The sequence below is a fragment of the Sphingobium xenophagum genome, assembly GCF_002288285.1.
Taxonomy (GTDB): Bacteria; Pseudomonadota; Alphaproteobacteria; order Sphingomonadales; family Sphingomonadaceae; genus Sphingobium; species Sphingobium xenophagum.
In genome coordinates this window covers 2,517,761-2,531,262 of sequence record NZ_CP022745.1, presented here as the reverse complement: position 1 = coordinate 2,531,262, position 13,502 = coordinate 2,517,761, and the positions used below count along the sequence as shown (strand labels likewise).

Genomic DNA, 13,502 nt, shown 5'->3' with positions numbered 1-13,502 from the left:
CTGCATCGCGGCTAAAGCCCCTGCCATGTCCCGACTCGCGATCAAGATTTGCGGCCTTTCGACTACCGATACGGTAGGCGCAGCCGTGCGTGCCGGTGCCAGCCATATCGGATTTGTCCATTTCCCCAAAAGCCCGCGCCACGTCGATACCGGCCAGATCAGGGCGCTGGCCGCGATCGCCCCTGCCCATGTCGAGCGGGTTGGCGTGGTGGTCGATCCGACCGACGAGATGCTGGACGAACTGGTCGCGACCGGCGCGCTCACCGCCCTGCAACTCCATGGCAAGGAAAGCGCGCAGCGCGCAGCGGCGATCCGCCATCGCTCCGGCCTGTCGGTATGGAAAGCGATTTCGGTCAAGACACGCGCCGACATCGAGGCGGCCAGCGCCTATACCGGCGCGGTCGACCGGCTGCTGTTTGACGCCAAGACGCCCGATGGCGCGGCACTGCCCGGCGGCATGGGGCTGCGGTTCGACTGGACCTTGCTGCGCGGTGTGGCAGTGCCGGGACCATGGGGCCTGTCGGGTGGCCTGTCCGCAGACAATGTCGCCGAAGCCGTCCGCATAACCGGCGCGCCCCTGATCGACGTTTCGTCGGGCGTGGAAAGCGCGCCGGGCATCAAGGATATGGACAAGATCATCACCTTCTGCAAAGCGGTTTCCCAATGTTGACGCTGTTCGCCCCTGTCGAGCGCATCGGGACACGATGGCGCTGATCGCTTCCCCGACCGAAGCGAACGCCCATTTTGACCCAAGAGACTGAAACGATCATGACCGACACTATCAGCTTGCCCAACAGCCTGCGCAGCCAGCCCGATGCCAGTGGCCATTTCGGCCAGTTTGGCGGGCGCTACGTCGCCGAAACCTTGATGCCGCTGATCCTGGACCTTGAAAAAGTCTATCGCGCGGCGAAGGCCGATCCGGCGTTTGAGGAGGAATATGATTATCTCCTCAAACAATATGTCGGACGCCCCAACCCGCTATATCACGCAGCCCGGCTGACCGAAGCGCTGCGCAAGGACGCGCCTGCCGGAAAAGGCGCGAAAATCTATCTGAAGCGCGAGGAACTCAACCACACCGGCGCGCACAAGATCAACAATTGCATCGGTCAGGCGCTGCTCGCCCGTCGCATGGGCAAGAAGAAGGTGATCGCCGAAACCGGCGCTGGTCAGCATGGTGTCGCGACGGCAACCGTCGCCGCGCTGTTCGGTATGGAATGCAAGATTTTCATGGGCGCCAAGGATGTCGAGCGCCAGAAGCCCAATGTGTTCCGCATGAAATTGCTGGGCGCTGAGGTCATTCCGGTGACGTCGGGATCAGCAACGCTAAAAGATTCGATGAACGACGCGCTGCGCCATTGGGTGTCGAATGTGCATGATACATTCTACATCATCGGCACAGCCGCCGGGCCGCATCCCTACCCCGAACTGGTGCGTGATTTTCAGTCGATCATCGGCAAGGAAATCAAGACGCAGATGATGGAGGCCGAAGGACGCCTGCCCGATATGCTGATCGCCCCGGTCGGCGGCGGTTCCAACGCCATCGGCATGTTCCATCCCTTCCTGGACGACACGGACGTCGCGATGATTGGTGTGGAAGCGGCCGGCGAAGGACTGACCGGCAAGCATGCCGCATCCCTGGCGGGCGGTGCGTCGGGCATATTGCACGGCAATCGCACCTATCTGCTTCAGGATGAGGACGGCCAGATTACGGAAGCCCACAGCATTTCGGCTGGGCTGGATTATCCGGGCATCGGGCCGGAACATAGCTGGCTGCACGAAATTGGCCGGGTCCAATATATGCCGGTTACCGACGATGAAGCGCTCGCCAGTTTCCAGAGACTGTCTGCGCTGGAAGGCATCATCCCTGCCCTCGAATCCGCCCATGCCATCGCTGCGGCGGAGCAGGTTGCGCCGACCATGGATGCGGACAAGATCATCGTCGTCAACCTGTCTGGCCGGGGGGACAAGGATATTTTCACGGTCGCCGACGCGCTCGGCGTGGAGATGTGATGATGGACCGGATGGCTACCCGCTTCGCCGCCTGCAAGGCACAGGGCCGCGCTGCGCTCATCACCTTCGTGACCGCCGGTGATCCGACCGTCGCGGCCACCCCCGCGATCCTCGACGCGCTGGTCGCCGGGGGCGCGGACATTATCGAACTCGGCATGCCCTTTACCGATCCTATGGCCGATGGCCCGGCGATCGAACTGGCAAATCTGCGCAGCCTGGGGTCCGGCACGAAAACGGCGCATATCTTTGCGATTGCCGCCGATTTCCGTACCCGCCACCCCGACACGCCGCTGGTACTGATGGGCTATGCCAATCCGATGCTGGTGCGCGGGTCCGACTGGTTTGCCGACCAGTGCAAGGCGGCTGGTGTGGACGGCGTCATCTGCGTCGATGTGCCGCCGGAGGAAGATGCAGAACTTGGTCCTGCGCTGCGCAGCGCGGGTATTCATCTGGTTCGGCTGGCAACGCCCACCACCGACGCCAAACGGCTGCCCGCGGTACTGGAGGGCGCCAGCGGCTTCCTCTACCATGTGTCGGTGGCAGGGATCACCGGCAAGCAGCAGGCAGCGCAGGCCAATATCGATATGGCCGTCCAGAAGTTGAAGGCCGCGACCAACCTGCCCATAGCCGTCGGCTTTGGCGTTCGTACGCCGGAACAGGCCGCCGCGATCGGTCGCATTGCCGACGGCGTCGTCGTAGGATCGGCGATCGTCGATCTGGTCGGGTCGCACGGCGATGCCGCCGCGCCCTTCGTTCAGCAATTCGTCGCCGCCCTGAGCGGTGCGCTCACCGCCAATTCACGGGAAACCGCCGCATGAGCTGGATCAACCGCGTCCGCAAGGCCATCCCCTTCATCGCCAAGAAGGAACAGACCGCCGAAACGCTGTGGCACAAATGCCCATCCTGTTCGGAGATGATCTTCATCAAGGAATGGGAAGAAAATCTGTCTGTGTGCCCACGTTGCGACCATCATGGCCGCATCGGGCCTTCGGAACGGTTCGAGCATATATTGGACGCCGGCTTCATCCTGCTGCCGACCCCGCATGTACAGGAAGATCCGCTGAAATTCCGCGACAGCAAGCGTTATCCCGACCGCATCAAGGCCGCACGACTGGCGACGGGCGATCATGACGCGCTGATCAACGCGCGTGGCGCGATCGACGATGTGCCATTGGTTATGGGCGTGCAGAATTTCGCCTTCATGGGCGGGTCCATGGGCATGGGCGTGGGCGCGGCCTTCATCCAGGGCGTGAATGATGCGATCGCCCATAAATGCCCCTATGTGATCTTCACCGCCGCTGGTGGTGCCCGCATGCAGGAAGGCATCCTGTCGCTGATGCAGATGCCGCGCGCGACCGTCGCGATCCAGAAGCTGCATGCCGCGGGCCTGCCCTATATCGTCGTACTGACCGATCCTACCACGGGCGGCGTCACGGCAAGCTATGCTATGCTGGGTGACATCCAGATTTCCGAACCCAATGCCCTGATCGGCTTTGCCGGACAGCGGGTCATCGAAAGCACGATCCGCGAAAAGCTGCCCGAAGGATTCCAGCGCGCCGAATATCTGCTGGACCATGGCATGATCGACATGGTGGTTCATCGCGCTGAATTGCGCGACACGCTGGCGCGGGTCATCGACTATCTGACGCCAAGGGCTGCCGCCTGACATCAAGCCTATAGGGGGGGGACGGCGCGCATGGCCGATCACGCGGTATCGGATCATCCTGCGGTGCAATCGCAACTCGACCGGCTTTGGTCGTTATCCCCTGGCGCCGATATATTGGGGCTGGAGCGGATAACCACGCTGCTGGAGCGGCTGGGCAATCCCCACCGCGCGCTGCCGCCGGTCTTTCACGTTGCGGGCACCAACGGCAAGGGATCGACCTGCGCCTTCCTGCGCGCGGCGATGGAAGCCGATGGCAAGACCGTCCATGTCTTTACCTCGCCCCATCTGGTCCGCTTCAACGAACGTATCCGGGTGGCGGGACAATTGATCAGCGACGATGCGCTGGCGCGTTATCTGGAGCGTGTTCTGGACATTGCCGAAGGGGTGAATGCCAGCTTTTTCGAGGTGACGACAGCGGCAGCCTTTCTAGCCTTTGCCGAGCATCCGGCCGATGCCTGCATTGTCGAGGTTGGCCTTGGCGGGCGGCTGGACGCCACCAACGTCATCGCCAATCCCGTGGTGTGCGGCATCGCGCAACTGGGCATCGACCATCAGGCCTTTCTGGGTGACACGCTGGCCGCCATTGCAGCGGAAAAAGCGGGGATTGCCAAACAAGGGGCGGCGCTGGTCACGCAACGTTATGCCGAAACGCTATTCCCGGTGATGATGGACGCGGTCGCGCGTGCGCGAACCAGTTGGGTCGGCCAGGGCGATGGCTGGGACGCCGCCGCCTATCGCGACCGGCTGCATTATCGCGATGAACAGGGGCGGCTCGACACGCCGCTACCCCGGCTGGCGGGCGCACATCAGGTGCAGAATGCCGCGCTGGCCTTTGCCATGTTGCGGCACCAAAACGCTGTGCCTCTGTCGGAAGCCGCACTCAAGGCCGCGCCACTGTGGGCGCACTGGCCAGCACGACTCCAGCGGCTCGACCATGGCCCCCTGCTCGCGCCCCTGTCCGATGCGGCGACGGCGTGGCTCGACGGCGGGCATAATGCGGGCGCGGGCGAAGCGATCAGTGCCTTTTTTACCGGCGAGCGGCTGGAGGGACAGAAGCTGCAATTGGTGATCGGGATGCTCGCCAACAAGGATGTCGATGCATTCCTCTCCCCCTTCGCAGGGCGGATCGCGCATATCCACGCATTGCCGGTGCCAGGGCATGAGCATCATGGAGCAGAGCGATTCGCCGCGATCGCGGCGCGCTGGGGCATTGGCTGCACCGCGCATGACGAGCCGACCGCCGCGATCAGGGCGATTGCAGCGGCTGGCCATTCAGCGCCCAAGCTGCTGATCGGGGGGTCGCTTTATCTGGCGGGCGAGATTTTGCGGCTGAACGATCAACTGCCTGACTGATTATACTTGCGATTGACTCGCAATAGCGTAATCTGCGGACATCAGACCACCGCAGAAGGCGCACTATCATGGCACATGGAGAGACATCCTCCCTCGACGACCTGCCCCGGCCGATGCCGTCAGGCTATGGCAACCGGCTGTTCCTGTTCGTCATGCGTCGCATGGCGAGCGCGGGCGTCAACGACGCGCATGCCGCCAATGCGATGCTGGGCGCATTCGGGCGCAGCTACCGGCGTCCGCTCGTGCTGATGCGGGCGATGATGCTGGAACTGGCGCGCGCGTCGAGCCGCAAGATATTGGTCGCGCCCTGCTGTTGCGTACGGATGACAGTGGACGAGGCGCTGATGATGCAGGCGACGGGGGACGCCCTGCGCGATCCCAACGCGGCCTATGCGCATGTCAGCCGACTATTGGGTAATGACCATGCGCTGGGCGCGCTGACCTGCTTGCAGGCGGTCGCACAGGCGCACGCCGACCTGGGTCGGCCGCTGGAGCTTTATGGCGAGGGGTGATCGCCCGGATCGGTCGCGGCGCTGCCGACGCTGGCATCGATCAGACCGGCGCGCATCATCAGCCAGAACAGGATGATGCCCGGCACTGCCGCCGCCGTGGTGAGCAGGTAGAAATCGACATAGCCAAATTGTTCGATCAGACCGCCTGCTGTCGTCCCGGTGAGGAAGCGGCCCACGATGCTGGCGGCTGCGGAGATCAGCGCATATTGGGCGGCGGTAAAGCGCAGGTCGCACAAAGCCGAAAAATAGGCGACTACGGTGACGCCGCCGATGCCGCTGGCGAAATTCTCGAACCCGATTGCGCCTGCCATGCCCCAATTGCTCTTGCCCAGTGCGGCCAGCGCCGCGAAACTGAAATTGGAAACGCCCATCAGGATGAGGCTGAGCAACACCGATCTTTTCATACCTAGCCGGGCGTAGAGAACGCCGCCCACGAATATGCCGATCAGATAAGCCCAGAAGCCGATGCCGATGTCGTAAATCGCAATTTCGTCATTGGTATAGCCCATGTCGTCAAACAGCAGGCGGAAGGTCAGGTTCGCCAGCGTGTCGCCAATCTTGTGCAGCAGGATGAACAGCAGCACGAGCAGCGCGCCCTTGCGCTGGAAAAACTCCATTAATGGCCCTGCGATCGACGGCCAGATTTCACCCAGTCCGCGCCGTTCCAGCGGATCGCGATGGCGTTCCGGCTCGCCCAGTAACAGGCCGGTAAGCATGGCAGGCAAGGCGAAGGTGGCGCAGGCAAGATATGCCCCTTCCCAGCCGATCCGCGCCGCCAGTACCAGCGCCAGCGCACCGGCCGCGACCGATCCGATGCGCCAGCCATATTGCGACATGCCCGACCCGACGCCCAATTGTTCAGGCTTCAACAATTCGATGCGATAGGCGTCGATCACAATGTCGAAAGTCGCCCCGGCGACGCCCACCAATATGGCGGCATAAGCTGTCTGGATCAGACTGGTGGTCGGATCGACCAAAGCCAGATTGGCAACGGCCGCCATCACCAGCAGACCTGCCAAGAGGAGCCATGAGACTCGCTGCCCCAGCCGACCGATGACCGGCAGACGGACGCCATCGACAACCCAGGCCCAAAGCCATTTGAGGTTATAGACCAGAAATGCGAGGGTGAAGGCGGTCACCGCCTTCTTGTCGATACCGTCCTGGGCGAGGCGCGTAGTCAGCGTCGCGCCAATCATCGCAAAGGGAAAGCCGGACGATACGCCCAGAAAAAAGGCCGCCAAAGGGGCTTTCTGGGCATAGGGCTTTACCGCAGTAAGCCAGCTGTTCGTGCCGGTAATGGCATCCGTCATGATGGTGCGCGTCCCCCGCAAGCCTTTGTTGCGCGCCACCATATGGCCTGATGCGGTGCTGGCAAGCCTGCTATCGGATCAATCGGACGTATCGAACAGGGTGAGGCCGATCGGCGAGCGTGGACGGCGTGCGCCGCGCAGCACGGCATCGACCACGCCGATCGCGGCCACCAGATCGCGCGGGGCATAGGGTTTGGCCAAGCATCCAAGCGCGAGCGCGCGGGCGTCCAGCGGGCAGGCGCCGGTGACGAAGAGAACCGGCAGCCCCTTCGTCGCGGCGTGGCGGGCGACGTCGATCCCGCTGCGGTCGCCCTTCAGGCTGACATCGGCGATCACGAGATCGAGCCCGCCACCGTCGATGACGCTGATCGCGTGGTCGTAATCATCCACCGTCGCCGCGATGCGGTAGCCCGCCTGTTCGAGCGCATGTTCATTGTCGAAGGCGACGAGGGGTTCATCCTCCACCACCAGCACGGTGCGGATCGCCTTGCGCCGTCCGGTGCGTGCGCCTTCGCCCTTCACAAACCCGAAAAACATTTGCCGATCCGCCCTGTTTGCGCCATGCCCACCGATCAAACGCCGCGTACCGCGCCGGGTTGCCGGACGAGTGCAATAACGCCCTCGCCCAAGCGCCGGGGCGGCACCGTTCAGCCCGTTGCTGGCTTTCCCGCCATATGGGAAGGGCCAGTGCCCACGAAAAGGAACCCGCCCTTGGAACCGCCGAAAAAATCTGGACCGCCCCGCAGGGCAGGCCCTGGCGGCCCCAAACGCCCGTCCGGCGCTGGCGCGCCGGGCCGCAAGGCCGATGGAAAGCCGCGCTCTGGCAAGCCGGGGGACGGCACCACCGGACCCGCCGCCAGCGCCAAGCCTTGGGGTCGCAAGCCCGGTTTCAAGAAGCCGGGTGCCGGGGCCAAGACGCCCGCCAATCCGCATCCCGCCCGCGCCGCCGCGGCCAGCGATGGCAAGGGCGAGCCACAGCGCATCGCCAAGCTGCTGGCGCGCGCAGGGGTCGCTTCGCGGCGCGAGGTCGAGCGGATGATCGAGGAAGGGCGCGTGACGCTGAATGGCGTGGCGGTCGAGACGCCCGCGACCTTGCTGGCGTCGCTCCATGGCGTGGCGGTCGATGGCGTGGCGATTGCCGCGCCGCCCCCTGCCCGGCTGTTCCTGTTCCACAAGCCGACCGGCTTCCTGACGACCGAGCGCGATCCCGCCGGACGGCCGACCATCTATGACAAGCTGCCCGCCGATCTGCCGCGGGTGATGCCCATCGGCCGGCTGGACATGACCACGGAAGGGCTGTTGCTGCTGACCACAGATGGCGGCTTCAAGCGGCAGATGGAACTGCCCTCCACCGGCGTACCCCGCACCTACCGGGCGCGCGCCTTTGGCGAGGTGAGCCAGCAGCAACTGGAGGATCTGTTCGACGGGATCGAGATTGAGGGCGTTCGCTACGGCCCGATCGAGGCCAATCTGGAGCGGCGCACCGGACGCAACCAGTGGATCGAAATGACCCTGACGGAGGGCAAGAACCGTGAAGTCCGCCGGGTGCTGGAACATCTGGGGTTGCAGGTCAACCGACTGATCCGCACCAGCTATGGCCCCTTCCTGCTGGGCGACCTGCCGCCCGGCGCGGTTCAGGAAATACGCCAGCATGACCTGGTCCAGTTCAAGGCCAGCCTGAAGGACAGCAAATGAGGATCATATCCGGCCAATGGCGCGGTCGCCCGCTGACCGCGCCGAAGGGCGACGCGACCCGACCCACCGCCGACCGGACCCGCGAGACGCTGTTTTCGATGCTGGTCAGCCGGATCGGATCGTTCGAGGGACTGGCGGTTGGCGACTTTTTCGCCGGGTCCGGAGCGCTGGGGTTCGAGGCGCTGTCGCGCGGCGCGGCGACATGCCTGTTCGTCGAGCAGGACAAGCTGGCGATCGATTCGATCCGCGCCAATGGCGAAAGGCTGGGCATCAGGCCCGACATCAGGGCGTCGAGCGTCCTGTCTCTGGGGTCCGCGCCCAAGCCATTGGACCTCATCTTCATGGACCCGCCCTATGGCACGGGGGCGGGACAGGTTGCGCTCGACAAGCTGGGGCGGCTTGGCTGGACCGGGCCTGCGACCTGGATCAGCATCGAGACCGACCGGCGCGAGGATGTCGAGGTGAAGGGCTTTGCCATCGACGCCGTGCGTGACGCGGGCAAGGCGCGGATCACCATATTGCGGGCAGTGGATCAGGCGGCTTCGTAAGCCGCCGCCTCCTTGGCGATCAATATGTTTGCAAGAAAGCCGTAGGCTTCCGCCCAGGCGTTCAGCACTGCATCCGTTGCGACCTCTTCGCCCAATGTCTCCCGGATGGCAGGCAGCAGGGCGGCGGCGACCTTGGGATAATGTTCCGGCCGGACTCTGGTTTCGACATGGCGCGCGACCATGCGGGCGACCGCGCCGTCGAGCGCACCCAGCTTGTTGATATTCTCCGCATAGCCAAGGATCGCGGCAGCCAGACGCCTGGGCTGTTCGCCGCTTGCCTGTGCAGCCTGATCGAACATCGCCTTTACCTCTTCGTCCTGAAAGAGCCTGGCGTACATGGCCGTTGTGATGGCGACGCCATGCTGGCGCAGGGCGGGACCAGTCGATTTGACGATTGCGATGGTGGAAGCCGACAGTGAGCTGGACATATAAACGCCTTTCGACAGACTCGATAAGCGGTATTTAATTTGCATCTTTTAAGATGTAAACAGGATATATGTTTTAACCTGCCAGTCGGAGGATTAACGAACGAAACCATGCAACTGACCCGACACACCGATTATGCGCTGCGCGTACTGATTCATCTGGCAGCATCGCCAGACGGGCGGGCGACGATTGCGCAGATTGCCGACGCTTACGGACTGTCGCGCAATCATCTGATGAAGGTGGTGCATGGCTTGGCGCAGGGTGGCTTTATCGCGACCCAGCGCGGGCGCGGCGGTGGCTTTTCGCTCGCACGCGCGCCGGAGGAAATCAGCATCGGCGCGGTGGTCCGGCATAGCGAGCCGGACATGAGAATGGCCGACTGTGCGACCTGCCCGGTCAGCCCGTCTTGCGGGCTGACCGGCATATTGGCGCAGGCCGCCGCTGCATTTCTGGCCGTGCTGGACCGGCACAGCCTGAGCGATGCGACCCGCGACCGGGCCGGACTGGCAGCGATCATCGCTGCCCTGCCCGGCCCGGATGCATTGGTCAGCGGCGACGCGCCTTGCGCGCCTCGCTCGGATTGATGCAGCTGTCCTGCACGGTTTTCGAACAGACGGGATAGTCCTTCGCCTCCGCCGGGGGCGGGGTCATGTTGCCGCCTACGGTCACAGGGTTTGCAGCCGATCCGACGGGTGCAGCCGGGTCATTGGGAACGCCAGCAGGCGCCGGGTCCATGCCGGGGTCTGCCGGGACGGCGCCGGTCGGCATCCCTGCATTGGGATCAGCAGGGGTTGCCGGAGCAGTTCCGGGTGCAGCAGGGGCCGTCATGGCAGGGTCTGCTGGCATGGCGGGGGTGGCAGGATCGGCAGGCGGCGCCATGTCGCCAGCGGGCGGCTGGCTCATCGGAGCCGGGGTTTCCTGCGCGGTGGCAACGCCTGTAACGGCGGCAAAACTGAGCATCGCGGCGCTGGCCAGCATGATCGACTTCATCGGAAAATATCCTTTCCTTCTTTTCTCATGGCCCCATTACGCGGGGAAGAGTGAGCGAAGAACCGGAGTCGTGACGCGCCCGTTCCGGCTGTGGCGGTGAGCCGTGCCGGATGCGCCATGAGATGAAGCAGGAGTGATCGTCTGGCCAATGTGCGCAAGAGAGGAGCATCTGCCCTTCCCTCCGTATCGAACCGCCTTATTCGCCGGGAAAGCGATCGAATTTTGGCAGTTCGTTGGCGGTAGCCATCCATGGCGGCGCTTCGGCCATCTGGATATGCGCCTGGGGTGGAAAGGCCGACTGATCGTCAAGCGTCGCGGTCTGAATATCGATGCCGCCGGGGAAGATGGCGGGATTGGTGTAGAACAGCCCGGTACCGCACGTTCCGCAAAAATGACGGGTCGCGTTCTGGGAGGATTGATAGGCGACCGGCGTGCCTTCAATGCTCACCGCATCCCGCTGAAACAAGGCCCAACCGACCATCGGCGCGCCGGAACTGGCGCGGCAATCGGCACAGTGACAGATGGCGCTATGCGCGGGCTCCCCGCTGACTTCGTAGCGGATCGCGCCGCACTGACATTTCCCCGTCGCCATGATTCGTCCTCCCTTGCACAATTCCCCTTTTGTTCTCATAGAAGGCGCGTCACTGCAAGGCTGATGCCTTGCCCCCGCCCCTGCCCAGCCCTAGTTGTTGTCCATGAACTTTCCCGCCCCCTCCTCCACCGACCCCGACTATATCAAGGGCCTGAACCCGCCGCAGCGCGAAGCAGTGCTGACGACCGAAGGGCCGGTGCTGGTGCTGGCGGGTGCCGGAACGGGCAAGACGGCTGCGCTGACCGCGCGTCTGGCCCATCTGGTCGCGACCCGGCGCGCCTGGCCGTCCGAAATCCTGTCCGTCACCTTCACCAACAAGGCGGCGCGGGAAATGCGCGAACGGGTGGGGCGTATGATCGGCCCGGCGGTCGAGGGGATGCCATGGCTGGGCACGTTTCACGCGATCGCGGCCAAGATGCTGCGGCGTCATGCCGAACTGGTCGGGCTGCAATCCAATTTCACGATTCTGGATACGGACGACCAGTTGCGGCTGATGAAGCAGTTGATCCAGGCCGAAGGGATTGACGAGAAGCGCTGGCCCGCGCGGCAATTGGGCGGCTTGATCGACCAGTGGAAGAATAAGGGGTGGACCCCGGACGACATCAGCGCGGGCGAGAGCGAGGGCTATGCCAATGGCAAGGGGCAAAAGCTGTACGCCGCCTATCAGGCCCGGTTGCGCGCGGTTAATGCCTGTGATTTCGGGGACTTGCTGCTGCATGTTCTGACGATATTGAAAAGCCATCGCGACGTGCTGGAAAGCTATCAGCAGCGGTTCAAATATATCATGGTGGACGAATATCAGGACACCAACTCCAGCCAATATCTGTGGCTGCGGCTGCTGGCGCAGACGCGCAAGAATCTGTGCTGCGTGGGCGATGACGACCAGTCCATCTATTCCTGGCGCGGGGCGGAAGTCGCCAATATCCTGCGGTTCGAGAAGGATTTTCCCGGCGCGAAGATCATAAGGCTGGAACAGAATTATCGCTCCACCCCGCATATATTGGGCGCGGCATCGGGCGTGATCGCCGAAAATGGCAATCGGCTGGGCAAGACATTGTGGACCGACATCGACGTGGGCGAGAAGGTGCGCGTCGTCGGCATATGGGACGGGCCGGAAGAAGCGCGGCGGGTCGGCGAGGAGATCGAGGCGATCCAGCGCGATGGCGGGTCGCTGGACGAAGTCGCGATCCTGGTTCGGGCGCAGCACCAGACCCGTGAGTTTGAGGATCGCTTCATCCAGATCGGGATGCCGTACCGTATCGTCGGCGGCTTCCGCTTTTATGAACGGGCCGAAATCCGCGATGCGCTGGCCTATTTGCGGCTGGTGAACCAGCCCGCCGACGATCTGGCGTTCGAACGGATCGTCAATGTGCCCAAGCGGGGTCTTGGCGACAAGGCGGTGGAGAAATTGCACCGGCTGGCTCGGGCAGAGGGGATACCGCTGCTCCACGCGGCGGCGCGCATCCTCGACACGGACGAACTGACGCCGCAGGCGCGTCGGTCGCTGGGCGCTTTCGTGGGCGATGTGGCGCGCTGGCGCGACCGGGCGGCCGCCCTGCCCCATGCCGAACTGGCGCGGCAGATATTGGACGAGAGCGGCTATACCGCGATGTTGCAGGCCGAGCGATCGACCGAGAGCGCCGGGCGGCTGGAAAATCTGGGCGAACTGGCGCGGGCGATGGAGGAATATGAGACGCTGGGCGCTTTTCTGGAGCATGTCAGCCTCGTCATGGACAATGAAGCGCAGCAGGAAGAGCGCAAGGTCACGATCATGACGATCCATGCCGCCAAGGGGCTGGAGTTTGATTCGACCTTCCTGGTGGGTTGGGAGGAAGGGATTTTCCCGTCGCAGCGGGCGCTGGACGAAGGCGGCCTCAACAGCCTGGAGGAGGAACGACGGCTGGCCTATGTCGCGATCACGCGGGCGCGCAAGCGCTGCACGATTCTGCACGCCGCGAATCGACGCATCTATGGCCAATGGACCAGCAGCATTCCGTCGCGCTTCGTCGGCGAATTGCCGCCGGAGCATGTCGATGCGGAAAGCAGCATGAGCGGTGGCGCGTCCCTGTGGCGCGCCAACTGGTCGGAACGGGACGATCCGTTCGCCCATGTCGGGCGCGGCGAAGGGCGCGGGCCGGGGTGGCAGCGGGCGCAGTCATCCGGCCAGTTCAGCCGCGAGCCGGTGCGGATCGTGGAGGCGCGCGCATCGGCAGTGTCTATCGGCAACAAGGGGCGCAGCGACATGGCGTTGGGCCTGCGCGTGTTTCACCAGAAATTCGGCTATGGCACGGTGGCGGAGATTGAAGGCAACAAGCTGGAAATCGAGTTCGAAACGGCCGGGCGCAAGCGCGTGTTGGACAGTTTCGTGTCCATCCCCTGACCCGGCGTGACGGGCCATCG

15 protein-coding genes are annotated in these 13,502 nt (G+C 63.8%); 10 read left to right on the top strand and 5 right to left on the bottom strand.

Annotated features, from left to right (window positions below):
* Positions 1–25: 25 nt before the first annotated feature.
* The 6 genes from CJD35_RS12340 to CJD35_RS12315 all read left to right on the top strand — a co-directional run bounded on the left by CJD35_RS12340 (position 26) and on the right by CJD35_RS12315 (position 5,541).
* Positions 26–670 (top strand): phosphoribosylanthranilate isomerase, encoded by a 645-nt coding sequence (locus CJD35_RS12340; protein ID WP_017182673.1) that lies wholly within the window; start codon positions 26–28, stop codon positions 668–670.
* Positions 671–768: 98 nt separating this feature from the next.
* The gene (gene trpB / locus CJD35_RS12335) at positions 769–2,010 is read left to right on the top strand and encodes a tryptophan synthase subunit beta (RefSeq protein ID WP_017182674.1); all 1,242 of its coding nucleotides are present in this window, start codon (positions 769–771) and stop codon (positions 2,008–2,010) included.
* Between the two features lie 2 nt (positions 2,011–2,012).
* A complete protein-coding gene (gene trpA, locus CJD35_RS12330; protein ID WP_174703658.1) occupies positions 2,013–2,828 on the top strand; it encodes a tryptophan synthase subunit alpha in 816 nt (271 codons plus the stop codon).
* Entirely contained in the window at positions 2,825–3,676 is an 852-nt protein-coding gene (gene accD / locus CJD35_RS12325; protein WP_017182676.1) for an acetyl-CoA carboxylase, carboxyltransferase subunit beta, read from the top strand. The genes trpA and accD overlap by 4 nt, the downstream gene beginning before the upstream one ends.
* Positions 3,677–3,706: 30 nt before the next feature.
* A complete protein-coding gene (locus CJD35_RS12320) occupies positions 3,707–5,029 on the top strand; it encodes a bifunctional folylpolyglutamate synthase/dihydrofolate synthase (protein ID WP_017182677.1) in 1,323 nt (440 codons plus the stop codon).
* Positions 5,030–5,097: 68 nt separating this feature from the next.
* A complete protein-coding gene (locus tag CJD35_RS12315) occupies positions 5,098–5,541 on the top strand; it encodes a DUF6628 family protein (protein WP_026002307.1) in 444 nt (147 codons plus the stop codon).
* Here the strand turns inward: CJD35_RS12315 and CJD35_RS12310 are convergent.
* Positions 5,526–6,851, bottom strand: coding sequence for an AmpG family muropeptide MFS transporter (locus tag CJD35_RS12310; RefSeq protein ID WP_026002308.1), 1,326 nt, complete (start codon positions 6,849–6,851; stop codon positions 5,526–5,528). The genes CJD35_RS12315 and CJD35_RS12310 overlap by 16 nt on opposite strands.
* Before the next feature lie 78 nt (positions 6,852–6,929).
* A complete protein-coding gene (locus CJD35_RS12305; RefSeq protein ID WP_017182680.1) occupies positions 6,930–7,388 on the bottom strand; it encodes a response regulator in 459 nt (152 codons plus the stop codon).
* A gap of 174 nt (positions 7,389–7,562) precedes the next feature.
* Here CJD35_RS12305 and CJD35_RS12300 point away from each other — a divergent pair, with 174 nt between their 5' ends.
* Complete coding sequence (locus CJD35_RS12300; protein WP_017182681.1) at positions 7,563–8,546, top strand: pseudouridine synthase; 984 nt, start codon at positions 7,563–7,565, stop codon at positions 8,544–8,546.
* On the top strand, positions 8,543–9,094 hold the full coding sequence (gene rsmD / locus CJD35_RS12295) for a 16S rRNA (guanine(966)-N(2))-methyltransferase RsmD (RefSeq protein WP_019052016.1): 552 nt from the start codon (positions 8,543–8,545) through the stop codon (positions 9,092–9,094). Before CJD35_RS12300 ends, rsmD begins: the two co-directional genes overlap by 4 nt.
* Here the strand turns inward: rsmD and CJD35_RS12290 are convergent.
* Entirely contained in the window at positions 9,079–9,522 is a 444-nt protein-coding gene (locus tag CJD35_RS12290; RefSeq protein WP_017182683.1) for a globin domain-containing protein, read from the bottom strand. The two genes, rsmD and CJD35_RS12290, sit on opposite strands and share 16 nt — an antisense overlap.
* Before the next feature lie 108 nt (positions 9,523–9,630).
* Between CJD35_RS12290 and CJD35_RS12285 the strand changes: the two genes are divergently transcribed.
* Entirely contained in the window at positions 9,631–10,104 is a 474-nt protein-coding gene (locus CJD35_RS12285) for an RrF2 family transcriptional regulator (protein ID WP_017182684.1), read from the top strand.
* Here CJD35_RS12285 and CJD35_RS12280 read toward each other — a convergent pair.
* Both CJD35_RS12280 and CJD35_RS12275 read right to left on the bottom strand, forming a co-directional pair.
* A complete protein-coding gene (locus tag CJD35_RS12280) occupies positions 10,067–10,510 on the bottom strand; it encodes a hypothetical protein (protein WP_017182685.1) in 444 nt (147 codons plus the stop codon). The two genes, CJD35_RS12285 and CJD35_RS12280, sit on opposite strands and share 38 nt — an antisense overlap.
* Positions 10,511–10,706: 196 nt before the next feature.
* Positions 10,707–11,102 (bottom strand): GFA family protein, encoded by a 396-nt coding sequence (locus CJD35_RS12275; protein ID WP_017182686.1) that lies wholly within the window; start codon positions 11,100–11,102, stop codon positions 10,707–10,709.
* A gap of 103 nt (positions 11,103–11,205) precedes the next feature.
* Here CJD35_RS12275 and CJD35_RS12270 point away from each other — a divergent pair, with 103 nt between their 5' ends.
* Complete coding sequence (locus CJD35_RS12270; RefSeq protein WP_017182687.1) at positions 11,206–13,482, top strand: ATP-dependent helicase; 2,277 nt, start codon at positions 11,206–11,208, stop codon at positions 13,480–13,482.
* The last annotated feature ends 20 nt before the right edge of the window (positions 13,483–13,502 follow it).